Annotated in this window: 25 protein-coding genes; 9 read left to right on the forward strand and 16 right to left on the reverse strand. The window is 70.5% G+C overall.

Annotation, left to right across the window (positions count from 1 at the left end; all coding sequences use genetic code 11):
• Nucleotides 1-3 precede the first annotated feature (3 nt).
• A complete protein-coding gene (locus MRBLWH10_RS18020) occupies nucleotides 4-753 on the forward strand; it encodes an alpha/beta hydrolase (RefSeq protein ID WP_341940985.1) in 750 nt (249 codons plus the stop codon).
• A gap of 103 nt (nucleotides 754-856) precedes the next feature.
• Nucleotides 857-1,318, forward strand: a complete 462-nt coding sequence (locus MRBLWH10_RS18025) for a DUF3817 domain-containing protein (RefSeq protein ID WP_341940986.1) — start codon at nucleotides 857-859, stop codon at nucleotides 1,316-1,318.
• A 9-nt stretch (nucleotides 1,319-1,327) separates the two neighbouring features.
• Here MRBLWH10_RS18025 and MRBLWH10_RS18030 read toward each other — a convergent pair whose 3' ends face one another.
• The 14 genes from MRBLWH10_RS18030 to MRBLWH10_RS18095 all read right to left on the reverse strand — a co-directional run bounded on the left by MRBLWH10_RS18030 (nucleotide 1,328) and on the right by MRBLWH10_RS18095 (nucleotide 14,937).
• A complete protein-coding gene (locus MRBLWH10_RS18030; protein WP_341940987.1) occupies nucleotides 1,328-1,990 on the reverse strand; it encodes a hypothetical protein in 663 nt (220 codons plus the stop codon).
• A 37-nt stretch (nucleotides 1,991-2,027) separates the two neighbouring features.
• Nucleotides 2,028-2,957: an NAD(P)/FAD-dependent oxidoreductase gene (locus MRBLWH10_RS18035; protein WP_341940988.1), complete on the reverse strand. Its 930-nt coding sequence runs from the start codon at nucleotides 2,955-2,957 to the stop codon at nucleotides 2,028-2,030.
• Nucleotides 2,950-3,279 (reverse strand): ferredoxin, encoded by a 330-nt coding sequence (gene fdxA, locus MRBLWH10_RS18040; RefSeq protein ID WP_105677072.1) that lies wholly within the window; start codon nucleotides 3,277-3,279, stop codon nucleotides 2,950-2,952. The genes MRBLWH10_RS18035 and fdxA overlap by 8 nt, the downstream gene beginning before the upstream one ends.
• On the reverse strand, nucleotides 3,276-4,700 hold the full coding sequence (locus tag MRBLWH10_RS18045; protein WP_341940989.1) for an FAD-dependent oxidoreductase: 1,425 nt from the start codon (nucleotides 4,698-4,700) through the stop codon (nucleotides 3,276-3,278). Before MRBLWH10_RS18045 ends, fdxA begins: the two co-directional genes overlap by 4 nt.
• Before the next feature lie 91 nt (nucleotides 4,701-4,791).
• The gene (gene cobA, locus MRBLWH10_RS18050) at nucleotides 4,792-5,631 is read right to left on the reverse strand and encodes a uroporphyrinogen-III C-methyltransferase (protein WP_341940990.1); all 840 of its coding nucleotides are present in this window, start codon (nucleotides 5,629-5,631) and stop codon (nucleotides 4,792-4,794) included.
• Nucleotides 5,628-6,548: an ABC transporter permease gene (locus MRBLWH10_RS18055; protein ID WP_341940991.1), complete on the reverse strand. Its 921-nt coding sequence runs from the start codon at nucleotides 6,546-6,548 to the stop codon at nucleotides 5,628-5,630. Before MRBLWH10_RS18055 ends, cobA begins: the two co-directional genes overlap by 4 nt.
• The gene (locus tag MRBLWH10_RS18060) at nucleotides 6,538-7,392 is read right to left on the reverse strand and encodes an ABC transporter ATP-binding protein (RefSeq protein ID WP_341940992.1); all 855 of its coding nucleotides are present in this window, start codon (nucleotides 7,390-7,392) and stop codon (nucleotides 6,538-6,540) included. The genes MRBLWH10_RS18055 and MRBLWH10_RS18060 overlap by 11 nt, the downstream gene beginning before the upstream one ends.
• Entirely contained in the window at nucleotides 7,392-8,465 is a 1,074-nt protein-coding gene (locus MRBLWH10_RS18065; protein ID WP_341940993.1) for an ABC transporter substrate-binding protein, read from the reverse strand. The genes MRBLWH10_RS18060 and MRBLWH10_RS18065 overlap by 1 nt, the downstream gene beginning before the upstream one ends.
• 37 nt (nucleotides 8,466-8,502) lie before the next feature.
• Nucleotides 8,503-9,795, reverse strand: a complete 1,293-nt coding sequence (locus tag MRBLWH10_RS18070; protein ID WP_341940994.1) for a GTP-binding protein — start codon at nucleotides 9,793-9,795, stop codon at nucleotides 8,503-8,505.
• A 119-nt stretch (nucleotides 9,796-9,914) separates the two neighbouring features.
• Nucleotides 9,915-10,925, reverse strand: coding sequence for a sulfate adenylyltransferase subunit CysD (cysD, locus tag MRBLWH10_RS18075; protein WP_341940995.1), 1,011 nt, complete (start codon nucleotides 10,923-10,925; stop codon nucleotides 9,915-9,917).
• Nucleotides 10,922-11,671, reverse strand: a complete 750-nt coding sequence (locus tag MRBLWH10_RS18080) for a phosphoadenylyl-sulfate reductase (protein WP_223585638.1) — start codon at nucleotides 11,669-11,671, stop codon at nucleotides 10,922-10,924. Before MRBLWH10_RS18080 ends, cysD begins: the two co-directional genes overlap by 4 nt.
• Entirely contained in the window at nucleotides 11,668-13,386 is a 1,719-nt protein-coding gene (locus MRBLWH10_RS18085; RefSeq protein WP_341940996.1) for a nitrite/sulfite reductase, read from the reverse strand. The genes MRBLWH10_RS18080 and MRBLWH10_RS18085 overlap by 4 nt, the downstream gene beginning before the upstream one ends.
• Nucleotides 13,387-13,565: 179 nt before the next feature.
• A complete protein-coding gene (locus MRBLWH10_RS18090) occupies nucleotides 13,566-14,249 on the reverse strand; it encodes a CbiX/SirB N-terminal domain-containing protein (protein WP_341940997.1) in 684 nt (227 codons plus the stop codon).
• 85 nt (nucleotides 14,250-14,334) lie between these two features.
• On the reverse strand, nucleotides 14,335-14,937 hold the full coding sequence (locus MRBLWH10_RS18095) for an HAD family phosphatase (RefSeq protein WP_341940998.1): 603 nt from the start codon (nucleotides 14,935-14,937) through the stop codon (nucleotides 14,335-14,337).
• A gap of 171 nt (nucleotides 14,938-15,108) precedes the next feature.
• Here MRBLWH10_RS18095 and dnaK point away from each other — a divergent pair, with 171 nt between their 5' ends.
• The 5 genes from dnaK (at nucleotide 15,109) to MRBLWH10_RS18120 (ending at nucleotide 20,627) form a co-directional block, all read left to right on the forward strand.
• A complete protein-coding gene (dnaK, locus tag MRBLWH10_RS18100) occupies nucleotides 15,109-16,968 on the forward strand; it encodes a molecular chaperone DnaK (RefSeq protein WP_341940999.1) in 1,860 nt (619 codons plus the stop codon).
• Nucleotides 16,969-16,970: 2 nt separating this feature from the next.
• Complete coding sequence (locus MRBLWH10_RS18105) at nucleotides 16,971-17,588, forward strand: nucleotide exchange factor GrpE (RefSeq protein ID WP_341941000.1); 618 nt, start codon at nucleotides 16,971-16,973, stop codon at nucleotides 17,586-17,588.
• Between the two features lie 11 nt (nucleotides 17,589-17,599).
• Complete coding sequence (locus MRBLWH10_RS18110; RefSeq protein WP_105676402.1) at nucleotides 17,600-18,580, forward strand: DnaJ C-terminal domain-containing protein; 981 nt, start codon at nucleotides 17,600-17,602, stop codon at nucleotides 18,578-18,580.
• Nucleotides 18,581-18,724: 144 nt separating this feature from the next.
• Nucleotides 18,725-19,156 carry a MerR family transcriptional regulator gene (locus MRBLWH10_RS18115; RefSeq protein WP_341941001.1) on the forward strand — a complete coding sequence of 144 codons (432 nt, stop codon included), beginning with the start codon at nucleotides 18,725-18,727 and terminating at the stop codon, nucleotides 19,154-19,156.
• A gap of 109 nt (nucleotides 19,157-19,265) precedes the next feature.
• Nucleotides 19,266-20,627 carry an FAD-dependent oxidoreductase gene (locus MRBLWH10_RS18120; protein ID WP_341941002.1) on the forward strand — a complete coding sequence of 454 codons (1,362 nt, stop codon included), beginning with the start codon at nucleotides 19,266-19,268 and terminating at the stop codon, nucleotides 20,625-20,627.
• 7 nt (nucleotides 20,628-20,634) lie between these two features.
• Here MRBLWH10_RS18120 and MRBLWH10_RS18125 read toward each other — a convergent pair whose 3' ends face one another.
• Nucleotides 20,635-21,273 (reverse strand): Pr6Pr family membrane protein, encoded by a 639-nt coding sequence (locus MRBLWH10_RS18125; RefSeq protein ID WP_341941003.1) that lies wholly within the window; start codon nucleotides 21,271-21,273, stop codon nucleotides 20,635-20,637.
• 246 nt (nucleotides 21,274-21,519) lie between these two features.
• Between MRBLWH10_RS18125 and MRBLWH10_RS18130 the strand changes: the two genes are divergently transcribed.
• A complete protein-coding gene (locus MRBLWH10_RS18130) occupies nucleotides 21,520-21,939 on the forward strand; it encodes a hypothetical protein (protein ID WP_341941004.1) in 420 nt (139 codons plus the stop codon).
• 223 nt (nucleotides 21,940-22,162) lie between these two features.
• On the opposite strand, the gene MRBLWH10_RS18135 is transcribed toward MRBLWH10_RS18130, so the two are convergent.
• A complete protein-coding gene (locus tag MRBLWH10_RS18135) occupies nucleotides 22,163-23,098 on the reverse strand; it encodes a hypothetical protein (protein WP_341941005.1) in 936 nt (311 codons plus the stop codon).
• A 73-nt stretch (nucleotides 23,099-23,171) separates the two neighbouring features.
• Between MRBLWH10_RS18135 and MRBLWH10_RS18140 the strand changes: the two genes are divergently transcribed.
• Nucleotides 23,172-24,317, forward strand: a complete 1,146-nt coding sequence (locus MRBLWH10_RS18140) for a DUF4185 domain-containing protein (protein ID WP_341941006.1) — start codon at nucleotides 23,172-23,174, stop codon at nucleotides 24,315-24,317.
• The last annotated feature ends 101 nt before the right edge of the window (nucleotides 24,318-24,418 follow it).

A 24,418-nucleotide genomic window follows, 5' to 3' on the forward strand; every position in this document is an offset into this window, starting at 1 on the left:
CTCGTGCAGAAGAAGCGTGGCCGTCGTGTCCTGAAAGTGATTGTCTGGGGTGTCGTCGCCGTCGTCGTGCTCGGGATCGTCGGCGTCGTCGGCTGGAGCCAGATCGGGGTGATGCCCGCCGAGAAGGCCCCGCTGGCGAGCGTTCGCGAGAACCCGGCGATCCACGTCGAGGACGCCGAGCAGGGCATCGTGCTCACGCCCGCAGACGGCGATTCCGAGCAGGGCCTGGTCTTCATCCCCGGGGCGAAGGTGGATCCGTGGGCGTACGCCCCGATCCTGCAGAGCCTCGCCGAGGAGGGCGTCACCGTGGTGATCACGCGCCCGTGGCTGAACCTCGCCTTCTTCGACCTGCGTGGACTCGACTCCTTCACCTCCGCCGCCCCCGACATCGACGACTGGGCCGTCGGCGGGCACTCGCTGGGCGGCGTGCGCGCGTGCCAGCTGGCCGCCGACGCGGAGGCCCTCGTGCTGTTCGGCTCGTACTGCTCGAACGACCTCTCCGACACCGATCTCGCCGTGCTGAGCATCTCGGGGAGCGAGGACGGACTGTCGACGCCGGAGAAGATCGATGCGGCCAGGGCCCTGCTCCCCGGAGACGCCGAGATGGTCCAGATCGAGGGTGCGTCCCACGCGTCGTTCGGTGACTACGGTCCCCAGGACGGCGACGGACAGCCGACGATCACGGACGAGGAGATGCATGCGCGCGTCGCCGAGATCCTGAACGCCTTCATGGCCGACCTCCCCCAGTCCTGAGCGGTCGCTCCACGCAACCGAGCGAGCACGACTCAACCATTCGATGGATCACGGATGCCGCGGAGCCGCCTAGCGTGGGGAGTACCCGATTCCTAGGAGCACTGTGTTCACCGAGCCCTCCCGTCTGTACCGCGTCCTGGCCATCGCCGAGGCGATCACCTGGACGCTCCTCATCTCGGCCCTCATCGCGCGGGCGGCCGGCGCTCCGGGGATCGTCGTCACGATCGGCGGCGGCATCCACGGGTTCGTGTTCCTCGCCTACGGGGCGACCGCGATCCTCGTGGCGCTGAACAACCGCTGGCATGCGGGCGTCGCCGTGCTCGCCGTCGCCAGCGCGATCGTGCCCTACGCGACGATCCCGATGGAGATCTGGCTGCACCGCACGGGGCGCCTCGCCGGCGCCTGGCGGCTGGAAGAGGGCCAAGACCCGCGCGACCGGCGCTGGATCGACCGGCTGATGCGCTGGTTCCTGCGGCGTCCGTGGGTGCTGGGCGGGCTGATCGCGATCGCGGTCGTGGCGCTCTACGTCATCCTGCTGCTCGTCGGTCCGCCCGGAGGCAAGTGACCTCGCCCGTCACGGGGTGATGATGATCGCGTTCTTCTCGACGATCTCGTCGAAGACCGCACCCACGTCGCCGCCCACGCAGTCGACGATCACGAAGACGCCGGCCCCCGTCGCCGTGAACGCGCGCGCCGTGATCGACCAGTCGTGCCCGTCGCGCGTCCCGGTCAGCTGACGCGCATCGACCAGCGGCGTTCCGCCGGTCTGGTACCCGAGCTGCACGGTCGTCGCGAGCAGCGTCACGGAGGCCGAGGTCGTGCCGCCGACGACCTGCGCGAGCACCGCGTCCGAACTGACCTCGTCGTCGCCCGGCGTCATGTCCACGTCGGATGCGAGCCCCTGCCAGAACCGCGCCGTGCAGGTGTCGTCGATCGTGCCGTCCGTCCATCCGCCGTTGCCGTCGTCGGGGGCGACCGACTTCCAGCCGTCGTCGAACAGGAGGCCGTCGCCCCACTGGATGTACGCGGTCGACGGCAGATCGGCGCCGTCGGCGAACGACATCGTCGCGGGGATGCCGTCTTCTGCGGGCTCGTCGGAGGGAACCGGGGTGATCGTCGGCCCGTCGACCACCGGCGGATCCGCGGGGATCTGCGCGTAGAGACAGCCGCTCAGTGGCAGCGCGACGACTCCGACGATGATCGCCGCGGCGAGACGGCCCCCCGATGTACGCGTCATGCCGGTCAGCCTAGCCCGGGGCGAGACGCGCGGGGAGTCAGTGCGCAGTGGCGACGCCGACGGCGTCATGCACGATCACGGCCGCGACGCGGGCTCCGGCGCCGGCCGCGACGATGAGCTGCTGGGGTCCGGGGGCGGCGGCATCCCCCGCGGCGTAGAGGCCGGGCACATCGGTGCGCCCTGAGCGGTCGGTGACGAGGTGCCCGTGCCCGTCGACCGCCGCGGTGAAGCCGTCGAGGAACGAGAGGTCGGTCTCCCACGCCGGCCGCACGAACCCGCCGCCGACCCTGATCACCTGACCGCCGTCGAGACGGATCGCCTCGAGCCTGCCCCGTTCGCCCACGAGCTCGGTGATCGGATGCCGCAGCACGGCGATCCCCGCGGCGGCGAGCTCGGCCTCCTCCGTCGTCGTGACGGCGTCTGAGCCGTTCGTGAAGACCGTGAGGCTCTCGGTCCAGCGGGCGATCAGCCGTGCGCGATCGGCGAGGTCGGCGGACTCCCCGATGAGCGCGAGGCGTCGACCGCGCAGCTCCCACGCGTCGCAGGCCGCGCAGCTGAACAGGCTCATGCCGTAGAAGCCCCGCAGGTTCGGCACCTCAGGCAGCGTCTCGCGCAGGCCGGTGGCGAGCAGCACGGCGCGCGTGCGGATCGTCTCCGTGGCCTCCGTGCGGCCGATCCCCGCGGCGAACCCGTCGTCCGTCTGCGACAGCGAGGCGACGCGCACGCGGGAGCGGATCTCGACGCTCGGGTAAGCGGCGAGCTCCGCCCGGGCGAGCTTGCGCAGCTCGTGCGGGGGCACGCCGTCGCGGGTCAGGAAGCCGTGCGAGTTCAACGTCGCCGCGTTCCGTGGGCGATCGGCATCCACGACGAGCACCCGCACCAGGGACCGGCCCAGGTTGAGGGCGGCGGAGAGGCCCGCAGGGCCCCCGCCGATGATCAGCACGTCGTACGGAGCCGTCTCAGCCATGCGCACCCTCCTGTGGGGGAAGGGCGGCGACCACCGGGTGGTCGAACGCGGAGACGCCGACCTTGGCGGCGCCGCCGGGCGAGCCGAGCTCATCGAAGAACTCCACATTCGCCTTGTAGTAATCCTGCCACTCCTCGGGCAGGTCGTCCTCGTAGTAGATCGCCTCCACGGGGCACACCGGCTCGCAGGCGCCGCAGTCGACGCACTCGTCGGGGTGGATGTAGAGGGAGCGCTCTCCCTCGTAGATGCAGTCGACGGGGCACTCGTCGATGCAGGCGCGATCCTTCACATCGACGCAGGGCAGCGCGATGACGTAGGTCATCGGACGAGAGCGCCGTCGCGCGACACCGCGACCTGCTCGTCGCGGGGCACGACCTTCACCCGCTCGCGGGCGTGCCGGTGCGTCTCGCCGAGGCGACGCTCGTGGGCGTCGAGGGCCAGCCAGCCGTCCCAGGTCGTGTACTCGGCGCCGTCCGCGTCGAGCACGTCGAGCACGTCCTCGTCGGAGGCGGGGTCTGCGAGCAGCCCGGCCTCCGCGTCCGCCACGAGGTGCGTGATGGTCTCCAGCGCGTCGGACTTCGTGTGCCCGATGAGGCCGACGGGCCCGCGCTTGATCCAGCCGGTCGCGTACAGGCCGGGCTCGTCGGCCACACGGCCGCCGTCGTTCGGCACCACGCCGCGCGCCTCGTCGAACGGCGCATCGACCACACGGGTGCCGTAGTACCCGACCGCGCGGTACACGGCCTGCACGGCGTAGTCGCGGAACTCCCCGGTACGCACGAGGGCGCCATCGGCATCCGCGCGCGTCCGCTCGAAGCGGATGCTCTCGACCCGCCCGTCGCCCTCGATCGCGACGGGGGCGTGCCAGAAGTGCAGGTGCAGTCGGCGGGATGCCGTCCCCGCCGGGCGGTCGCGCCAGCCGTTCAGCGTGCGCAGCATGACCTTGAGCTGGTTGTTCGTCGCGGCTGCCGGGTCGACGCCGTCGAAGTCTTCGTCGTGCAGCACGATGTCGACGTCGCGCACCTCGCCGAGCTCCCGCAGTTCGATGGGCGTGAACTTGATGTCGGCGGGGCCGCGGCGTCCGAACACGTGCACGTCGGTGACCGCGGAGGACTCCAGACCCGCCAGGACGTTGTCGGGCACCTCGGTCGTGCGGAGGTCCACGGCGTGCTTCGCGAGAACCCGGGCGACGTCGAGTGCGACGTTGCCGTTGCCGATCACCGCCACAGACGACGCGTCGAGAGGCCAGGTGCGCGCGACGTCGGGGTGGCCGTCGAACCACGCCACGAAATCGGCGGCGCCGTAGGAGCCGGGAAGCTCGACGCCGGGGATGTCGAGGGCCGCATCGCGGATCGCCCCGGTCGCGAGGATCACCGCGTGGTAGCGCTCGCGGAGGTCGTCGAGGGAGACGTCGCGGCCGACCTCCACGTTGCCGATGAAGCGGATCGTGCGCCGGGTGGGCGCGGGGTCCCCGTCGTCGACGACGGGGAACGCATCGAGCATCTCGTGCAGCGAGTTGACGATGCCCTTGATGCGCGGGTGGTCGGGGGCGACGCCGTAGCGGATGAGGCCGTAGGGCGCGGGGAGCGACTCGAACAGGTCGATCTCCACGCGGCCGGAGCGCTCGGCGACGGCGTTCGCGAGGAGGTTTCCCGCGTAGATGCCCGCGGGGCCGGCGCCGACGATCGCGACGCGCAGGGCCAGCGGACGCGGCGAAGACGAGGAGACGGGGGTCGATGACATGGCGGATCTTTCGGTGCGGGTGCGGGTGCGGGTGCGGGTGCGGGTGCGGGTGCGGGTGCGGGTGCGGGTGCGGGTGCGGGTGCGGGCGCGGTCAGCGGTTGAGGGAGGTCTCGACGACCTGGACGAGTCCGGTGTCGACGGCGAGCCCGGCGATGAGGGCGTCGCTCCAGTGGGTCCTGGGAGGCTGCGAGGAGATGGTCACGGATGCCGCGGCGTGCGGGCTCAGCCGCACGACGTCTCCCACCACGATCACGGCAGGGGAGCGCACCTGGCGGGAGGCCGCGAGCGAGGCGATCGTCCCGAGCGTGCCGATCGTGATGCGCTGGCTCTCGCCGAAGCCGTCTTCGATGATCGCGACGGGGCAGTCGTCGCCGCGGGCGCCGGCGGCGAGCACGTGGGCCGAGTGCCCCAGCGTGTTCACCCCCATCAGCAGCACGACCGTGTGGTCGGAGCCGCCGGGGATGCGCTCGATCTGGTCGTGCGCGCTGACCACGGTGAACGAGGCCGCCAGGCCGCGGTGGGTGAGCGGGATGCCGGCGACGGCGGGCACCGAGACGGCGCTGGTGACGCCGGGCACGACCTCGACCGTGACGCCGGCCTCCTCGCAGAACAGCTGCTCCTCACGGCCTCGGCCGAAGACGAACGGATCGCCGCCCTTCAGGCGCACGACGTCCCGACCGTCGCGGGCCAGGGAGACGAGGAGGTCGTTGATGCCGTCCTGGGGCACCGGGTGGTGGCCGGGGAGCTTGCCGACGTCGACGACCTCCGCCGTCAGCACGACGCCCTCCTCCGCGAGCTGCTGCAGCACCTGCCGCGCGCCGAGGCGGTCGGCGACGATGACGTCGGCATCCTGCAGCGCCCGCAGGCCGCGGAGCGTGAGCAGGCCGGCGTCTCCCGGTCCCGCCCCGACGAGGGTCACTCTTCCGGTCATCGTGCACCTCCGAGGAGCAGTCCGCGATTGCGCAGCATCCGGCGCTCGAGCGGGGCGAACAGGACCAGCTCGATGACGATGCCGATCGCGAGGATGAGCAGGATCGTGCCGAGCACGCTCGCGAGGTCGGCGAGCTCGCGCGACTGGTTGAGCATCGTGCCCAGCCCGAATCCCATCGACCCGCCCATCGTGATGATCTCGGCCGCCATCAGGGAGCGCCACGAGAACGCCCACCCCTGCTTGAGGCCCGCGAAGTAGCCGGGCAGGGCGGCGGGGAGCGTCACCGCGGTCGCCAGCTGCCAGCGGCTCGCGCCGAGCACGATGCCGACGCGACGCAGCTGCGGCGGCACCTGGTCGATGCCGGAGAGAAGCCCGTTCACGATCGAGGGGATCGCCCCCATCAGGATCACGAAGTACGCGGTGCCGTCGGTCAGGCCGAACCAGATGATCGCGGCGGGGACCCAGGCCACGGAGGGCAGCACGGTGAGTCCCGAGATGAGCGGGCCGGCGGCGCGACGCAGCAGCTTCCACTCGGCGAGCAGCATCCCGAGAGCGGTGCCGCCCACGATCGCGATGAGGAAGCCGATGATGCCGCGTTCGAGGCTCGTGAGCACCGCCTCCTGCAGGCGACCCGACTCCCACGCGTCGCCGAGCGCCGAGGCGACGGCGAGCGGGCTCGGAGCCTTGTCGGGGCGGGGGTTCGCGATGACGACGTAGAGCTGCCAGACGGCGAGCAGCACGACGAGCAGCGTGACCGGAGGCAGCGTCTTGGCGAGCACGTCGCGCCACCGCGGTGTGCGCTGCACCTCGTCGGACTGCAGGCGGTCGAGGCCGGTCGACAGCGTGCGCAGGTCGCCGTAGGCATCGCCGCTCGTGGTGTCGTCCGCCGGCCGGAAGACGGTGGTCTCATGAGGCATTGCGGGCGATCTCCTTCCGCAGCTCGGCGGTGATCTCGGTGGCGAGGGCCGCGACCTCTGGCGACTCGATGCGGCGCCCCGAGGTGTTCGCGATGCGCCATTCGCCGGCGATGCGACCTGGGCGACTGGAGAGCAGGATGACCCGCTGGCCCAGTCGAGCGGCCTCTCGCACGTTGTGCGTGACGAACACGATCGTGCGGCCGGTGGCGCGCCACACGCGCTCGAGCTCCTCGTGCAGCAGGTCGCGGGTGATGGCGTCGAGGGCGGCGAAGGGCTCGTCCATGAGCAGCACGGCGCGATCCTGCGCGAGGGCGCGGGCGAGGGCCACGCGCTGGCGCATGCCGCCGGAGAGCTCGTGCGGCCGCTTGTCGGCGGCCTCGGCGAGGTTGACGGTGCCGAGCAGACGCTCGGCCTCCGCGCGTCGGTCGCGCCGGGGCACGCCGCGCAGTCGCAGCGCGAGCTCGACGTTCTGACGGGCGGTGAGCCACGGCATCAGCGCGGACTCCTGGAACATCACGGCCGCGCCCCCGTCGGGGGTCTCGATCCCGCCGCTGGTGACGGGCTCGAGCCCCGCGACGAGGTTGAGCAGCGTCGACTTGCCGCAGCCGGAGGCCCCGAGCAGGCAGATGAACTCTCCGGGAGCGATGTCGAGGGAGACGTCGTCGAGGACGACCGGCCCCGAGCCGTAGCGCTTGGTGACGTGCGAGAGGCGCACCGCAGGGTCGACGGAGGGCGCAGGCTCGGCCAGGGGGGTGACGCCGTCGAAGCTGGGCGTCAGCCTGGTCGCGGATGCTGGCAGGGGAAGGTCCCTGAGTCCGCCGAAGGGCCCCGCGGCGGCGCTCATCAGTCCTCCCCGAGCCCTGCGGCCGAGACGGTGTCCTCGCCGGCCTTCTTCAGGAGCGCGTTCAGTGGCGTCAGATCGAACAGCCCGTCGATCGAGCCCTTCTTCTGCGTGCCGGCGGCCAGCCCGTTCTCCACGAGCTTCGTGAAGGTCTCGGCGTGCGGGTCGACCGTGAACGTGACGTTCTCGAGCGCGCGGGCCAGCACCTCATCGGAGAGCTTCTTGCCCGTCGCCTTCTCCAGGGCGTCGTTGATGACGGCCGGGGCCTCGTCGGCGTGCTCGTCGAGCCACTGCACTGCGGCGATGTGCCCCTCCAGCAGCTCCTCGACGATCTTCGGGTGCTCCTCGGCGAAGTCCTTGCGCACGAGCAGCACCGTGGTCGGGAACGCGCCGTCGGGCCAGAGGTCGGCCTCGTCGACGAGCACGTGGGCTCCCGCCTCGACGACCAGTCGCGACACCCACGGCTCGGGGAGCCAGGCGCCGTCGAGCTGCCCGTCCTGGAACAGCGTCAGCGTCTGCGCGTTCTCGGTGGGCGTGATGGTGACGTCGCCCCCACCGGAGGTCGAGGTCTCGAAGCCCTCCTCGGCGAGCCAGCTGCGCAGCGCCACGTCCTGCGTGTTGCCGAGCTGGGGCGTCGCGATGTTCTTGCCCTTGAGGTCCTCCGGCTTGTCGATGCCGTCGCGCACGACCAGCGCCGCGCCGCCCGAGGTCGCTCCGGCGATGATGTTCGCCGACTCGCCGCCTGACTGGATGAACGTGTTGATCGCCGGGTTGGGCCCGATGTAGGTGGCGTCGATCGCTCCGGCCGAGAGGGCCTCGATCGCGGCGGGTCCGGCGTTGAAGACCTCCGTCTTCACGTCGACGTCGCCGAGAGCATCCTGGAACAGCCCCTCGGAGAGCCCGACCAGCGCCGGCGCGTGCGTGACGTTGGCGAAGTAGCCCAGACGCACTTCGGAGAGGTCGTCCTTCGCGGCGTCTGACGCGCTCGGCGCGGCAGATGCCGAGGCGCAGCCGGCCAGCATCATGGCAGCGAGTCCAAGGGCTGTGAGTGCGGTGGTCTTGCGGGTGATCTTCACGGTGTCGCCTCCTTAGCGAGTGGTGGGGTGGTGCGGGTCAGTCCCCGACGACGGTCGCTGCGGCCAGCGTCGCGCCGTCGGCGGGGTGGATGAGCACGAGGGAGCCGCCGGAGCGGCTCTGCTCGTACGGTTCGAGGGGGAGGTCGGCGGCGAAGCGCAGACGCACGCGGCCGATCTCGTTGACCGCGAGCGCGTCGGCGTCGAGGTGGCCGAGCGTGTCGAGGTCGCGGCGGTCGATGACCTCGGACACGAGCGCCTGCACGGTCAGGGTGCCGTGCTTGACCAGCACCCTGGTGCCGGCGGTGATCGTGCGCGGATCGAGCTGGAAGAGCTCGACGACCGCCTCCCTGCGCCCGGCGGGAACGGTGCCGGATGCCGCGATCACGGCGCCCCGCGCGGCGTCCAGCTCATCGGCGAGCGTCAGCGTGACCGACTGCGGAGCCGTCGCGGCATCCGCCTCCGCCCCCGCGACGTGGATGCCGGTGACCGTGGTGGCGTGCCCGCCGGGGAACACCTCCACGACGTCGCCCACGCGCACGGAGCCCGCGGAGATGCGGCCGGCGAATCCGCGGAAGTCCCGGTAGCGCTCGGCGTCGTCGGCGCTCACGGTCGGCGAGAGGCCGCCCTGGGGGCGCAGCACGAGCTGCACGGGAAGACGGAAGTCCGAGGCTGCGGCCTCCGACTCGTCGATGGTCGGGAGGGTCTCCAGCAGCTCGATCAGCGTCGGCCCCTGATACCAGGGCGTGCGCTCCGACCGGTCGACGATGTTGTCGCCTTCGAGCGCCGACACCGGCAGCACGTGGATGCCGGTGAGGCCCAGCTGCTCGGCGACCCTGGCCGCCTCGATCTCGATCTCCACGAAGACGTTCTCGTCGAAGCCTGTGAGGTCGATCTTGTTCACCGCGATGACGACGTGGGCCACGCGCAGCAGGGAGACCACGGCGAGGTGACGGCGGGTCTGCTCCACGATGCCCTTGCGGGCGTCGACCAGCACGATCACGGCATCCGCGGTGGCGGATCCGGTGACCATGTTGCGCGTGTACTGCACGTGGCCGGGGCAGTCGGCGAGGATGAAGCTGCGCCGATCGGTCGCGAAGTAGCGGTAGGCGACGTCGATCGTGATGCCCTGCTCGCGCTCGGCGCGCAGCCCGTCGGTGAGGAGCGCGAAGTCGAAGTCGCCGTGCGCGAAGCCGCGCTGGCGGCTGGTGGCGGCGACCTGCTCCAGCTGGTCGGCGAGGATCGCCTTCGCGTCGTGCAGCAGTCGGCCGACGAGCGTGGACTTGCCGTCGTCGACGGAGCCGGCCGTCGCGAAGCGGAAGAGGGTTCTCACGTCGGTCGTTGAGCGAGCGGAGCGAGACGAAACGTCCTCATCCGACCTCGACTGAGGGTCGATGCGTTTCGTCTCGGTCGCTGCGCTCCCTCGCTCAACGACCGGTGGGGTGTCAGTCATCAGAAGTACCCGTCCTTCTTGCGATCCTCCATGGCGGCCTCGCTGATCCGGTCGTCGGCGCGGGTCGCTCCGCGCTCGGTGAGGGTGGAGCGCTGCACCTCGGCGACGACGGATGCCGTGTCCGCGGCATCCGACTCCACCGCACCCGTGCAGCTCATGTCGCCGACCGTGCGGTAGCGCACCGTGCGGCGAACGACGTCTTCGCCGGTGCGCGGCTGCGAGAACTCGCCCACGGCCCACCACATGCCGTCGCGACGGAAGACCTCGCGCTCGTGCGCGTAGTACAGGGGAGGGAGGGCGATGCCCTCGCGCTCGATGTAGTTCCAGATGTCGGTCTCGGTCCAGTTCGAGATCGGGAAGGCCCGCACGTGCTGGCCGGGGAGGTGGCGGCCGTTGTACAGGCTCCACAGCTCGGGGCGCTGGTTGCGCGGGTCCCACTGGCCGAACTCGTCGCGGAGCGAGATGATGCGCTCCTTCGCCCGCGCCTTGTCCTCGTCGCGGCGGGCGCCGCCGAACACGGCATCGTGCTTTCCCGCGGCGATCGCATCGAGCAGCGGCTGCGTCTGCAGCGGGTTGCGGGTGCCGTCGGGGCGCTCGGCCAGGCGGCCGTCGTCGATGTAGTCCTGCACGCGCGCGACCTCGAGGTCGATGCCGAGGCGGGCGACCGTCTCGTCGCGGAAGGCGATCACCTCGGGGAAGTTATGGCCGGTGTCGACGTGCAGCACGGGGAACGGCACCTTGCCCGGCGCGAAGGCCTTCGCCGCGAGGTGCAGCACCACGACGGAGTCCTTTCCGCCCGAGAACAGCAGCACGGGACGCTCGAACTCGGCGACGACCTCGCGGATGATGTGGATGCCCTCGGCCTCGAGCAGGTCGAGGGCCGACAGCGATGTCGGGGCCTCCTGGTCGTTGAGCGAGGAGCGCAGCGACGAGACGAAACGCGTCGGGTTTGGCGTTTCGTCTCGCTGCGCTCGCTCAACGAACGAGGTCTGACGAGGTGTCTCGCTCATAGGTGGAGTCCGCATTCTGTCTTGGAGAGCCCGGCCCAGCGGCCGGAGCGCGGGTCTTCGCCGGCGGCGACGGGCTTCGTGCACGGCGCGCAGCCGATCGACGGGTAGCCGTTCGCGATCAGGGGGTTCACCGGCACCGCGTTCACGGTGGCGTAGTCGATGAGGTCGTCGAAGCTCCACGCGGCGACCGGGTTGACCTTCACGAGGCCGTTGCGCTCGTCCCACACGATCAGCGGCGTCTCGGCGCGCGTCGGCGCCTCCTCGCGGCGCACACCCGTGAACCACACCTCGTACTCGCCGAGCGAGCGCTGCAGTGGTTCGACCTTGCGCCGCGCGCAGCACAGGCCGGGATCGCGCTCGAACAGGTTCGCGCCGAACTCGGCATCCTGCTCGCGCACGGTCTGCTCCGGCTTCACGTCGACGATGCGCACGTCGAGCTCGCGCTCCACCTCGTTGCGCGTGAACGTGGTCTCGGCGAAGTGGTAGCCCGTGTCGAGGAACAGCACGTCGACACCGGGGAGGCCCTGCGCGACGAGGTGCGGCAGCGCGGCATCCGCCATCGAGCAGGCGACGGCCGCCTGCGAGACGTCGAAGTTCTCGGCGATCCAGGCGACGACCTCCGCCGGCGTCGCCTCGTCTGGCTGCCGACTGCGCAGCTCGGCCGCCCCGCGCTCGGCGAGGGCGCGCAGCTCGTCGACCGAGCGCCGGGGAGGTCGCGCGGAGCGGATGACGACCGGAGTGCTCACTGCAGCGCCTCCTCGTCGGCCCTGTGCGCCCACTGCGCGAAGCTCTCAGCCTCCTCGCGGTCGGCGAGGTAGCGGCGGATCACCCGCTCGGCGTAGTCGGCGATGCCGTCAGCGGCGACCTTGAGGCCGCGCACGGTGCGGCCGAGGCCGGCCTCCTCGCGGTCGACGCCCGCGAGGCCGCCGCCCAGGTGCACCTGGTAGCCGGGGACCTGCTCACCGTCGATCGACACCAGCTGGCCCTTGAGCCCGATGTCGGCGATCTGGATGCGGGCGCACGAGTTCGGGCAGCCGTTCACGTGCAGCGTGATCGGACGGCCGATCTCCGGCTCGAGAGCACCGAGGCGCTCCTCCAGCTGACGGATCGCGTCGGCCGCGTTCGCCTTGGTCTCCACGATCGCGAGCTTGCAGTACTCGATGCCCGTGCATGCGATGGTGCCGCGGCGGAACAGGCTGGGCCTGGCCGAGAGCCCGAGGGCGTCGAGGCCGGCGACGAGGCTCTCGACCCCGTCCTCCGGCACGTCGAGCACCAGCAGCTTCTGATGCGGGGTGGTGCGGATGCGCTGCGATCCGTGCTGCTCCGCGAGGTCGGCGAGGGCCGTCAGCGTGCTGCCGGAGACGCGGCCGACGAGGGGAGCGGCGCCGACGTAGAAGCATCCGTCCTTCTGCCGGTGGATGCCGACGTGGTCGCCGATCGTCGTGGGCGTGGGGGCGGCCGGCCCGTCGGGGAGGGGAGCGTCGAGGTACTCGGTCTCCAGCACCTCGCGGAACCTCTCGACTCCCCAGTCGGCGAGCAGGAACTTCAGGCGGGCCTTGTTGCGCAGGCGGCGATAGCCGTAGTCGCGGAAGATCTGCGTGACCCCGTGCCACACCTCGGCGACCCGCTCGGGGGCCACGAACGCGCCGAGGCGCTCGCCGAGCCGCGGCACCACCGAGAGCGCGCCGCCGACCCAGATGTCGTAGCCGATGCCGAGCTCTGGATGCTCGACCGCGACGAACGCGCAGTCGTTGATCTCGTGCACCACGTCCTGGCTCGGGTGGCCGGTGATGGCGGTCTTGTACTTGCGGGGGAGGTTGGCGAGCGACTGGTCGCCCACGAAGCGCTCCGCGATCTCGAGGATCTGCGGGGTGGGGTCGATGATCTCGTCCGCGGCGATGCCGGCGACAGGGGAGCCCAGGATCACGCGCGGCACATCGCCGCACGCCTCGGTCGTGCTGAGCCCGACCTCTTCGAGACGGCGCCAGATCTCGGGCACGTCCTCGACCTGGACCCAGTGCAGCTGCACGTTCTGACGGTCGGTGAGGTCCGCGCTGTCGCGGGCGAACTCGGTGGAGATCTCGCCGATCACGCGCAGTTGATGGGTGGTGAGCTGCCCGCCGTCGATGCGGACCCGCAGCATGAAGTACTCGTCCTCGAGCTCATGCGGCTCGAGCTGGGCCGTGCGGCCGCCGTCGATGCCGGGCTTGCGCTGCGTGTACAGGCCCCACCAGCGGAAGCGCCCGTGCAGGTCGGTCGGGTCGATGCTCGCGAACCCGCCCTGCGCGTACACGTTCTCGATGCGCTCGCGGACGTTCAGGCCGTCGTCGGCGAGCTTCCACTCCTCGTTCGCGTTCAGCGGCTCCGTGCCGTCGACCGCCCACTGCCCGTGGGGTTTGGTCGGAGTCCTCGTGGTGCGCGTGCGGGCACCACGGATCGGCGTCGGCTGCTGGATGGTCATGAACGGCTCCCTGGGATGGCTTCGCCTCACGGTAGGGAGTTGGACGGTGTTCAAGAACCTTGGATGACATGTGACGTCAAGGATCGTCACACAGCGTCATGCAGCACGGAATATGCCCGCAGGGTCTGGTGCGGGACGACGTTCTGTGCTGTGCGGCCGGCGGATGACGGCGGCGGTGCTCAGAAGCGGGCGGCGGCGTCCTCGTAGCGCGCGACCACCAGATCGACGAGGGGCTGCGGCACGGGCCCGCCGTCGAGCAGAGGGAGGCTGAGGGTGCGGCCGTCGCCCTGCTGCACGGCCAGATCGTAGAAGTAGCCGCGGGCGAGGAGGAAGGTCGCCACGGGGGAGCCCGGATGCTCGCGCAGCGCGGTCGGCAGATCGGGGTCACGCGCGGCGAGGTAGGCGAGCGCGACGTCGCGGCCCAGTCGCTCGGTGAGCAGGGACGCCATGCCCTCGGCATCCGTGAGCGAACGGGGGTCGCGGGATCCGGCGACGGCCAGGACCACGGGGCCGTCCACGGCCGCGTCGGCGGTCGCCGCGAGGCGATCCGCGAGCACGTCGGCGAGCCGAGCGTCTGGTCCCAGGGGGTCGGCGACGACGGCATCCTCCCGCTTCGCCGCGATGCCGTGCAGATCATGGTGCACGTGGAAGCCGCTCGACAGCAGCAGCGGCACGATGACGAGCTGACCGCCGATCGCGGGGGCGAGGTCGGCCGCATCGGGCTCCTGCACGTCGACGAACGCCTCCCGCACCTCGACGTCGGGCAGCGCCGCGCGTACTTCGGCGACGAGGGCGGCGATCGCGGTCGAGCCGTCGGCATCCGCGGTCCCGTGCGAGACGGCGAGCAGTGTCGGTCGGGGCATGCCTGAGACTCTAGCTCCCGCTCTCCTCGGCGCCGGGATCGATCAGGGATGCAGCCTCATGGGCGGGGGCAGCACTGGTGCCCGGTCATCGACGGTCGTCGAGAGCAGGGAGGGCGATCTGCGCGTCGAGGAGCGCCCGGCGCAGCGGCAGGACGCCGGTGAAATGGTGCGTCGTGATGCCGAGCTCGTCCGCCCCGGTGAGCGTGGACGGGGAGTCGTCGGTGAAGAAGACCTCCTCCGCGCGGAGCTCCAGCGCATCCAGTGCGTACTGGAAAGCGCGCGGATCCGGCTTGGCGTAGCCGATCTCGGCGGAGTTGACGATGCCGTCGAGGTGGGCGTCGAGCCCGCTGTCCCTCAGCTCCCGGGGGATGGTGTCGGTGCCGTTGGTGAGGATCATGCAGCGGATGCCGGTGGTCCTGAGCGCGTCGATCACCGCGAGCACCTCGGGGTCGAGGCGGAACGGCGTGCGTCCCCACTCCTCGGCGGCGGCGGGAGCGGTTCGCTCGGCGATGCGCGCGATCCATTCGGCGCGGGTGATGCGCCCGGTCGTGACCTCTTCTATGAGAGGGGAGGCGAAGGCGACGCGCGCGATGTCGCCCTCGTCGAGACCGTGTCGGCGTTCGAGGTCGGCGTCGTGGTCGAAGTGGCGCACGACCCCGTCGAGGTCGAAGAGCACGGCGCGGATCATGGACCCATCCTGCCGTCGGTCCGACTCAGGGGAAAAGTTGAGCCGATTCATATCAAGTTTGTTTGACAGCATCCGAGGGTCGGAGTACAGTTGAGTCATCGCGACTCAGGTTTCCCTGGTCGCCGCAGGTTTTTCAGATCACCACACACTTCGAACACAAGGAGAGAACACATGGCACGTGCTGTTGGAATCGACCTCGGAACCACGAACTCCGTCGTCAGCGTCCTCGAGGGCGGCGAGCCGAAGGTCATCGCCAACGCCGAGGGCTTCCGCACGACCCCGTCGGTCGTCGCATTCACCAAGGACGGCGAGGTGCTCGTCGGCGAGACCGCCAAGCGCCAGGCCGTCACCAACGTCGACCGCACGATCTCGTCCGTCAAGCGCCACATGGGCACCGACTGGAGCTTCGACGTCGACGGCAAGAAGTGGACGCCGCAGGAGATCTCCGCGCGCATCCTCATGAAGCTCAAGCGCGACGCCGAGGCCTACCTGGGCGACACGGTGACGGATGCCGTCATCACCGTCCCCGCGTACTTCAACGACGCCGAGCGTCAGGCCACCAAGGAGGCCGGCGAGATCTCGGGCCTCAACGTCCTGCGCATCATCAACGAGCCCACCGCTGCGGCCCTCGCCTACGGCCTCGACAAGGGCAAGGAGGACGAGCTCATCCTCGTCTTCGACCTCGGCGGCGGAACCTTCGACGTCTCCCTCCTCGAGGTGGGCAAGGACGACGACTTCTCCACCATCCAGGTGCGCTCGACCGCCGGTGACAACCGCCTCGGCGGCGACGACTGGGACCAGCGTCTCGTCGACTACCTCATCAAGCAGTTCAAGGAGACCACGGGCGTCGACGTCTCGGGCGACAAGATCGCCCTGCAGCGTCTCAAGGAGGCTGCGGAGCAGGCCAAGAAGGAGCTCTCCTCCTCGACCTCGACGAGCATCAACCTGCCCTACCTGTCGCTGACCGAGTCGGGTCCCGTCTCGCTGAGCGAGACCATCACCCGCGCGAAGTTCGAGGACCTCACGAAGGACCTGCTCGACCGCACCAAGAAGCCCTTCGAAGACGTCATCCGCGAGGCGAACATCAAGGTGGCCGACATCGACCACATCGTGCTCGTCGGCGGATCGACCCGTATGCCCGCCGTGGCCGAGCTCGTCAAGCGCGAGACCGGCAAGGAGGCCAACAAGGGCGTCAACCCCGATGAGGTCGTCGCCGTCGGCGCCGCTCTGCAGGCCGGTGTCCTGAAGGGCGAGCGCAAGGACGTCCTCCTCATCGACGTCACCCCGCTGAGCCTCGGCATCGAGACCAAGGGCGGCATGATGACCAAGCTCATCGAGCGCAACACGGCCATCCCGACCAAGCGCAGCGAGACCTTCACCACGGCAGACGACAACCAGCCGTCCGTCGCGATCCAGGTCTTCCAGGGCGAGCGCGACTTCACCCGCGACAACAAGCCGCTCGGCACGTTCGAGCTCACGGGCATCGCTCCGGCTCCCCGTGGCATCCCGCAGATCGAGGTCACGTTCGACATCGACGCCAACGGCATCGTGCACGTGTCCGCGAAGGACAAGGGCACCGGCACCGAGAAGTCGATCGTCATCTCCGGCGGCTCGTCGCTGTCGAAGGAGGACATCGAGCGCATGGTGCGCGAGGCCGAGGAGCACGCCGCAGAAGACAAGGCGCGCCGCGAGGCCGCCGAGGTGCGCAACCAGGCCGAGACGCTCTCGTACTCGATCGACAAGCTGATCTCCGAGAACGAGGACAAGCTGCCCGAAGACGTGAAGACCGAGGTCAAGGCCGACGTCGACGCGCTCAAGACGGCACTGGCCGGCGACGACGACGAGGCTGTGAAGACCGCGTTCGAGAAGCTGAACCAGTCGCAGTCCAAGCTGGGCGAGGCCATCTACGCGCAGTCCCAGGCTGAGCCCGCACCGGGCGCCGCCGAGGGCGAGGCCCCCGCGGGCGATGCCTCCTCCGACGAGGACGTCATCGACGCCGAGGTCGTCGACGACGAGGACGAGAAGAAGTAACCATGACCGACAAGAACTTCGACAACAACGAGGTTCCTGGGAGCGAGGGGTCGGATGCTGCGGCATCCGGCCCCGCGCCGCAGAACCCGGACTCCACCGAAGCCAGGGCCGCGGAGGGCTCCGACGAGGAGCTCACGGTCGACGACATCCTGGGCACCGAGCAGACCGGTGAGGCCGCGGCGGAGGACGCCGTGCTCGCCGACCTCGAGTCCACGCTGCTGAACGACCTCAAGCGCCTCCAGGCCGAGTACGCGAACTACCGTCGCCGCACCGAGGAGCAGCGCCAGGTCGAGATCGAGCGGGCGAAGGGCGAGGCCGCCAAGGGCCTCATCCCGGTGCTCGACGACCTCGGCCGCGCCGCCCAGCACGGCGATCTGGTCGAGGGTACGCCCTTCGCCGCGATCGCCGACAAGGTGCGCGGAGTCGCCGAGCGGCTCGGAGTCGTCTCCTACGGTGAGGCGGGCGAGGAGTTCGACCCGCAGCGCCACGAGGCGATCTTCCAGCAGCCCACCCCGGGTGCCGAGAAGACCACGATCCTCGAGGTCGTCGAGGTGGGATACCGCCTCGGAGACGTCGAGCTGCGCCCTGCGAAGGTCGTCGTCGCTGTACCGGCTGAGTAGGCAGGTGATCGATGGCTAGCCAGGACTGGTTCGACAAGGACTTCTACAAGACCCTCGGGGTCTCGAAGGACGTCAGCGACGCCGATCTCAAGAAGACGTACCGCAAGCTCGCCCGCAAGTACCACCCCGACTCCAATCAGGGGGATGCCGCGGCCGAGGCGAAGTTCAAGGAGATCAGCGAGGCGTACTCGGTGCTCTCCGATGCCGAACAGCGCAAGGAGTACGACGAGATCCGCGCCATGGGCTCTGGCGCCCGCTTCACGGCGAGCGGTCAGGGCGCAGGCGGCTTCGAAGACGTGTTCAGCCGGTTCGGGCAGCAGGGCCGCGGCCAGACGGCCGACTTCGAGGACATCTTCTCGATGTTCAATCAGGGCGGCGGGAGCTTCGGCACCGGTCGCTTCGGCCAGACGTCGGGCGGTTTCCGCGGCTACGGAGGCCCGCAGCGCGGCGCCGACGTGACGGCGCGCACCACGCTCGACTTCGCCACGGCCGTGCAGGGCGAGACCATCACGCTGCAGGGCGAAGACGGCAAGCCGTTCAAGGTGAAGATCCCCGCGGGCGTCGCCGACGGGCAGAAGATCAAGCTGCGCGGCCGCGGTCGCCCCTCGCCGGACGGCGGGGAGAACGGCGACATCGTCGTGCAGATCGCGGTGCGCCCGCATCCGGTCTTCACGCGCGAGGGCCTCAACCTCCGCGTCGTGGTGCCGGTGACGTTCACCGAGGCCGCGCTCGGCGCGACCATCGAGGTGCCGACGCTCGGCGGCGACACGGTCAAGCTCCGCGTGGCCCCCGGCACGCCGTCCGGACGCGTGCTGCGCGTCAAGGGACGCGGCGTCACCACCACCAAGGGCACAGGCGACCTGCTCGCCGAGCTGCAGATCGCCGTGCCGTCGCACCTCGACGAGGCGGCCCGCGAGGCACTCGAGAAGTTCCAGTCGCTGGAGCCGAACGAGAACCCGCGCGCCGACCTCATGGCGAAGGCGCGGCGATGAGATCCCTCCGGTCGTCGAGCGGGCGAAGCGAGACGGGACGTCCCACAGCGGGGCGTTCCGTCTCGTCGCCGCGCTCGCTCGACGACCTGGGGCGCGCCTCGTCGGGCCGCGCCTCGCTCTACGGCCGAGGGCGGGTGACGCGTCATGGCTGAGCAGCGCATGGATGCCGACACCCCGGTGTTCGCGATCGCCGTCGCGGCCGAGCTCGCCGGCATGCACCCGCAGACCCTGCGGCAGTACGACCGCATCGGCCTCGTCGTGCCAGGGCGCACCTCCGGCGGCTCCCGCCGCTACTCGACCCGCAACATCGAGCAGCTCCGCGAGGTCGCGCAGCTCTCCTCCGAAGGGGTGAGCCTGCCCGCCATCGCACGGCTGCTCGACCTGGAAGACGAGAACCGGATGCTGCGTCGCCGCGTCACCGAGCTCGACACGGCGCTGCGAGCCGAACGGGAGAATCGCCCCGGCGTCCGCGTCTTCGCCGCGGGGTCGGCCGGTGTCGTCCCGATGCCCGGCGGCCGGCGCATCCGACGCTCCACCGAGGTCGTGCTGTGGCATCCCGGGGGCGGGCGCGACTGATCCGTCAGCGGGCTGATCCAGCTCGATCGCGGGGACGGTGGAGTACACGTAGGCCTCGCCCCTGTGTGGACGACGGATGCGCGCGCGGTATCGTTGCGTCACGATGAGGATGACGCGTCGCACTCTGCTGATCGGCGCCGGAGCCGGCGTCCTGGGAGTGCTGCTCGCCTCCTGCACCCCGGAACCGGCGCCGTCTCCCACGCCCGATCGCTCCCCGTCGCCGCGCCCGACCGGCAGCACGATCGCTCCGCTCGCCTTCGCTCGCAGCAGGTGGGCCTCCGATCCGTTCGCCCTGGGGTCGGCCAGCTTCACTCCCGCCGGCGTGCAGGCGAGCGCGCGCGACGCCCTCGCCGCGCCCGTCGACGGGCGGCTGTTCTTCGCCGGGGAGGCGACGGATGCCGATGCTCCGGGAACGATGTCGGGTGCGCTGCGTTCTGGCACGCGAGCAGCGGAGGAGCTGCTGGCCGCGGCCGAGTACGGAGAGCGCATCGCCATCGTCGGTGCGGGCCTCGCCGGGGCGGCAGCGGCCGCACGGCTCTCGGGAACGGGCTTCGAGCTCACGGTCTTCGACGCCAGGGACCGTGTCGGCGGACGCGTGCAGTCCGTCGTCGATGAGGAGTCCTGGCCGGTGCCGGCTCAGCTCGGCGGCTGGCTCCTCGGCGCGCAGGACGCCGACGTCAGCGAGCAGCTGAACGCGCTCGACATCCGCACGGGGTCGCTGTCGGCATCCCTCTGGAAGTCGACGAAGGGCGACGTCGAACCCGTCGCCGACCAGGTGCTCACCGACGCGATCGCTTCGGCGCAGGCGCTCCCCGCCGACATCCCGCTGGCGCAGGCCCTGACCGACGCGGGCGCCGACCCCGCCGAGCCCGGCCTCGCCGCCCTGCTCGCCTCCCTCTCAGCCTCGTCCGGCTCAGACGCCGACCAGGCCTCGTCGTGGTTCCCTCCCGTGATCCCTCCCGCAGAGCGAACAGCGGTGCTCGGCGATCTCGGTGCGGTCGCCGCCCACCTGCTCGACGACGTCAAGACGAGCCTGTCATCGCCCGTCAGCCGCGTCGCGTACGACGACGCGGGGGTGAGTCTCGGCATCGCGACGGGCGAGTCGCTGTCGTTCGATCGCGTCGTGATCACCGTGCCGCTCGGAGTGCTGCAGAGCGACGGCATCGAGTTCTCGCCGAAGCTGCCCTTCGGTCAGCGCGGCGCGATCGCGGATCTGAGCATGGGCTTCATCGAGACGGTCTGGCTGCGTTTCGAGGAGCCGCTGCTCGTCACCGATGCCGCCATCTGGCATGTCGTCGGAGGCGACGCGACCATCCGCACCTGGTTCAACCTCGCGCCGCTCACGGGCGAGAACATCCTGGTCGGCCTCGTCGGCGGTGCGGATGCGGCGGACTTCGCCGACCTCGACGACGACGCCGTGCTCGCCGCGGCCGCGGCATCCCTGGCGCCGTTCCTCGCACCAGCGAGCTGAGCTCTGCTCACGCGGCGTCGGTGCGCCCCCGACGCGTCCGGCTGATGAGCACGATCGCCGTCGCGACCAGTGCGAAGATCGCGAGGGCGACGGCGCTGGTGAGCAGGAACTCCGGCGGCCCCGAGACCTGCCGCGGGTCGAGGAAGTAGTACGGATACCAGCCGACGAGCGGACCGCGCCACAGCGTCACGGCGCCCCACGCGAGGGGGAACGCGAGCGACGCGGGCACGACCCACCACGGCACCTCACGGTGCCCCGGGGTCAGCGCCCAGGCGAGCGCCGTGCACGCGGGGAGCCAGAAGTGCAGCAGCTGGTCGGACCACGGCACGTCCACGCGGATGCCGCGGATGCCGGCCTGCCACACGATCAGCGCGAACGCGAGGCCCGCGGTGATCGTCCACGTGAGGACGAGCGCCAGGCAGACGGAGAACCAGCGGGGGTCCGTCGCGCGGAGGAACGCCAGCGCTCCGCCGATCAGGAGCACCACGACGAGTGCGCAGTTCGACTGCACGGTGAGGTAGGCGAAGAAGTTCTCTCCGGCGATCGTGCGCGAGCTGAGGCCCCAGAACAGCCGGTGCACGAGGGCGACGACGCAGGCGGCCGCCGCGGCGAGACGCAGCACGCCGAAGACCGCTCGTGCCCTCACCTTCGCCTCTGCCCCTTCCCCGCGCGGGTTCGCGCCACCCGGCGAGTCTACGGAGTCGGGCTGAGGGCGCCGGTCAGCGTGACCGCTCTCCTCGGCTCACGCATCCGACCGGCCGCCGTGCACGGTCCACACGCGGGGTCTCCGCTCGTGGTGCCGCGTCCGCAGATTCTCGAATTCATCGACATGCAATAGATTCTTCATAGCGGGGGGCGCGAGAAGCCTTCTGCGTGACTGGAGGAGGACATTATGCGTACAGCACGCAAGGGCGCGCTTTTCATCACTGCGATCGCGATCGCCGTGGGACTGACCGGATGCTCCGGAGGGGGCCAGTCGGTGGCCGACGCCTGCAAGCTGATCAACGACAAGGGTCAGGAGATCAGCACCGAGGCCCAGACCGCCATGACCGAGGCGGCGACCGACCCGAAGGCTGCAGCCGAGGCGCTGGCCGGGGTCAATGACGAGTTCCAGAAGCTCGCCGAGAAGGTCACCAACACGGAGGTCAAGCCCGTGTTCGACAAGTTCACCGACGCCTACAGCGACCTGGCGACCCTCATGAAGGACGTCGCAGAAGACCCGTCCAGCGCCGCCAAGGCGACCGAGAAGCTCACGGCCTCGTCGACCGCGATCCAGGAGTCGGGACTGAAGCTGCAGGAACTCTGCTCCTGAGTCACCCATGACTGCGGCGGCCTGTCCTCGATCTCGAGGGCAGGCCGCCTTTCTCTGCGCCCCGGGCCGGGTCTGAAGGGGCCCGGGCCCGGCTTCGGATGCCCCGGTGGGCACAACTTCGGATGCCGCGGCCGACATGCCGCGGCATCCGAAGCGTCTCGCGGCGTGTCGGGCATCGGCTCCGCAGCTGTGCCCGGGATGGTGGGGCGACCCGGCGTCGTGATCAGTCCACGGGTTCGACCGAGAACCGGAGCGCGGCGCCCTGCCGGAACGGCTCCACGACCTCGACGTTCTCGTAGGCGGGACCGCCGGGGATGGGCGAGGCGCTCGCCCAGTACGACCACCGTGCGTTGACCAGCGCCTCGAGAGCCGGATGGGGGTCGTCGACGCGCCAGGACTGCACCGCCCTCCGTCCGAGGAAGCGCCAGTGGTCGGCCGTGTCGGCGGAGTACTCGACCGACCACGGGTCGTCTTCATCTCCGGTGGCGCTCACGATCGCGGCATCCCCGTCGCGCGTCAGGGCGTCGAGAGGGAAGCGCGCGTGCTCCGCGAACCCGGTGCCGGAGAATCCGGGCCACAGCTCGGCGGGTGCCACCACGCGCCCGGCGAGGTGCAGGCGGCGCAGGCGCGCCCAGTTGCCCATGGTCGCGGTGAGGATCAGGTGCGACAGCGGAGCGGATGCCGCGTTCGCGAACCCCGCGAGCTCGACCTCGTGCGGTCGGTCGGCCCGGAGCCGCACCCGCACTCTGACGTCGGCGCCGCTGTCGAAGCGCCCGACGCCGATCCACACGGTCAGCGTCTCGACGCCGTCGATGGCATCGATCACGCCGCGGGCCGGCGGGGCGTCTGGCTCCTGCTCGGCGAGGTCGGACGAGTCGGCCGACCAGAACCTCTTGCCGCGCTGGCCGGGGTCGAGGCTGCTCGCCTCCAGCTCGGAGAATCCGCGCTCCGAGCCGCCCTGCACGATCGGCTCGACAGCGACGAAGTTCACCAGCCGTTCGCGCGGGTGATCGAGGTACGGGGTGAACACGCGGAGGAGGCCGCGCGGCCCGGGGATCGGCGCGATGCCGATCTGGAGGCCGTCCGGGTGCCCCCACCGGGGCTCGGAGGAGGCGCTGCGGGATGGGCGCAACCACGGGGTCGAGTCGGAATCGGACATGCCGAAGACCCTAGTGTCTTGAAATCGATTTCGCTAGATTCGGGTCCATGACCGTCGCCGATCGAGGAGGATCATGTCCGTCACCGCAGCACCCCGCAGGACCGCCGTCGCCGCATCCGTCGTCCTCGCTCTGGCGCTCGCCGGATGCGCAGGGGGATCGGGCGTGAGCGTCGACCCGAACCCCGACAGGCCCTTCGTGCTCGACGGCGTCTCCGGCCTCACCGAGATCGCGCAGCTCACCGGTCCGGACGCCATGAACGACACGGCATCCGTGTCCGTCGCCGGCACCGATCTCGGATCCATGGTCGACGTCGGTGACCGCACACTCTTCCTGTTCGGCGACACGTTCGGGGAGCGCGACCCCGAGTCGATCGGCGGGCAGGGCGGCTTCTGGCGGTCGAACGTCGCGGCCTGGAGCACCGACGACGACCCCTCCGACGGCATCTCGTTCGATGGCTGGGTGACGGATGACGTCGGCCTGGCCGCCGCACTGATCGAGGGCGATCACGACGCCAACGGGGCGGGGGGAGAGGTGACGAAGATCCCGACATACGGCTTCACAGTCGGCGATGCGATCTACGTGTCGTACATGTCCGTGCGGTTCTGGGGAGAGCCGGGCGCCTGGGATGCGAACCGCTCGGCGCTGATCGTGTCGCGCGACGACGGCACGACCTGGCAGCCCGTCGAGGGCGTCGAATGGCCGGGGGACTCGAACTTCGTGCAGGTCGCCACGGCGCGCGTGAGCGAAGGGGGCGAGGACTGGATCTACTTCTGGTCGATCCCCTCGGGGCGCTTCGGCGGCGTGCAGCTGATGCGCGTTCGGGCGACGGAGGAGGCGGTCGAGGACCAGTCCGCCTACTCCTACTTCGCCGGCGCCGACGGGGCGATCCCGCGCTGGAGCAGTGATCTCGCGGACGCGGAGACCATCGTCGAGGGCACGATCGGCGAGCTCTCCGTGATGTGGTCGACGTACCTGGAGCGCTGGATCATGACCTACTCGGATGCCGGGAACGCCTACATCCGCGAGGGGATCACGCCGTGGGGGCCGTGGGGTGACCCGATCGAACTCGTGCCGGGCGCGGACTACCCGGGGCTGTACTCGCCCTACCTGAATCCGCGCTACGTGAGCGACGACGGCAGGACGATCTACTTCACGCTCTCCCTCTGGGGACCGTACAACGTGTTCTGGTTCTCGGCGGATCTCGAACGGAAGGGCTGAGAAGCACATCTGAGACCTTGCGCATGAAATCGATTTCGCATAATCTGACGCATACCCGGTCACCGAAGATCGACGGCGCGGCCGGAACCCTTCGGCGGCAG

The organism is Microbacterium sp. LWH10-1.2 (genome assembly GCF_038397765.1).
GTDB classification, from domain to species: Bacteria; Actinomycetota; Actinomycetes; order Actinomycetales; family Microbacteriaceae; genus Microbacterium; species Microbacterium natoriense.

Bases quoted from the DNA above. Each gene is read 5' to 3' on its own strand.
- MRBLWH10_RS18105 (WP_341941000.1), top strand. From the start codon at position 16,971: ATGACCGACAAGAACTTCGACAACAACGAGGTTCCTGGGAGCGAGGGG.
- MRBLWH10_RS18135 (WP_341941005.1), bottom strand. From the start codon at position 23,098: ATGTCCGATTCCGACTCGACCCCGTGGTTGCGCCCATCCCGCAGCGCC.
- fdxA (WP_105677072.1), bottom strand. From the start codon at position 3,279: ATGACCTACGTCATCGCGCTGCCCTGCGTCGATGTGAAGGATCGCGCC.
- MRBLWH10_RS18035 (WP_341940988.1), bottom strand. From the start codon at position 2,957: ATGGCTGAGACGGCTCCGTACGACGTGCTGATCATCGGCGGGGGCCCT.
- MRBLWH10_RS18060 (WP_341940992.1), bottom strand. From the start codon at position 7,392: ATGAGCGCCGCCGCGGGGCCCTTCGGCGGACTCAGGGACCTTCCCCTG.
- MRBLWH10_RS18055 (WP_341940991.1), bottom strand. From the start codon at position 6,548: ATGCCTCATGAGACCACCGTCTTCCGGCCGGCGGACGACACCACGAGC.
- MRBLWH10_RS18140 (WP_341941006.1), top strand. From the start codon at position 23,172: ATGTCCGTCACCGCAGCACCCCGCAGGACCGCCGTCGCCGCATCCGTC.
- MRBLWH10_RS18090 (WP_341940997.1), bottom strand. From the start codon at position 14,249: ATGCCCCGACCGACACTGCTCGCCGTCTCGCACGGGACCGCGGATGCC.
- MRBLWH10_RS18095 (WP_341940998.1), bottom strand. From the start codon at position 14,937: ATGATCCGCGCCGTGCTCTTCGACCTCGACGGGGTCGTGCGCCACTTC.
- MRBLWH10_RS18130 (WP_341941004.1), top strand. From the start codon at position 21,520: ATGCGTACAGCACGCAAGGGCGCGCTTTTCATCACTGCGATCGCGATC.
- MRBLWH10_RS18085 (WP_341940996.1), bottom strand. From the start codon at position 13,386: ATGACCATCCAGCAGCCGACGCCGATCCGTGGTGCCCGCACGCGCACC.
- MRBLWH10_RS18115 (WP_341941001.1), top strand. From the start codon at position 18,725: ATGGCTGAGCAGCGCATGGATGCCGACACCCCGGTGTTCGCGATCGCC.
- dnaK (WP_341940999.1), top strand. From the start codon at position 15,109: ATGGCACGTGCTGTTGGAATCGACCTCGGAACCACGAACTCCGTCGTC.
- MRBLWH10_RS18045 (WP_341940989.1), bottom strand. From the start codon at position 4,700: ATGTCATCGACCCCCGTCTCCTCGTCTTCGCCGCGTCCGCTGGCCCTG.
- cysD (WP_341940995.1), bottom strand. From the start codon at position 10,925: ATGAGCGAGACACCTCGTCAGACCTCGTTCGTTGAGCGAGCGCAGCGA.
- cobA (WP_341940990.1), bottom strand. From the start codon at position 5,631: ATGACCGGAAGAGTGACCCTCGTCGGGGCGGGACCGGGAGACGCCGGC.
- MRBLWH10_RS18110 (WP_105676402.1), top strand. From the start codon at position 17,600: ATGGCTAGCCAGGACTGGTTCGACAAGGACTTCTACAAGACCCTCGGG.
- MRBLWH10_RS18030 (WP_341940987.1), bottom strand. From the start codon at position 1,990: ATGACGCGTACATCGGGGGGCCGTCTCGCCGCGGCGATCATCGTCGGA.
- MRBLWH10_RS18120 (WP_341941002.1), top strand. From the start codon at position 19,266: ATGACGCGTCGCACTCTGCTGATCGGCGCCGGAGCCGGCGTCCTGGGA.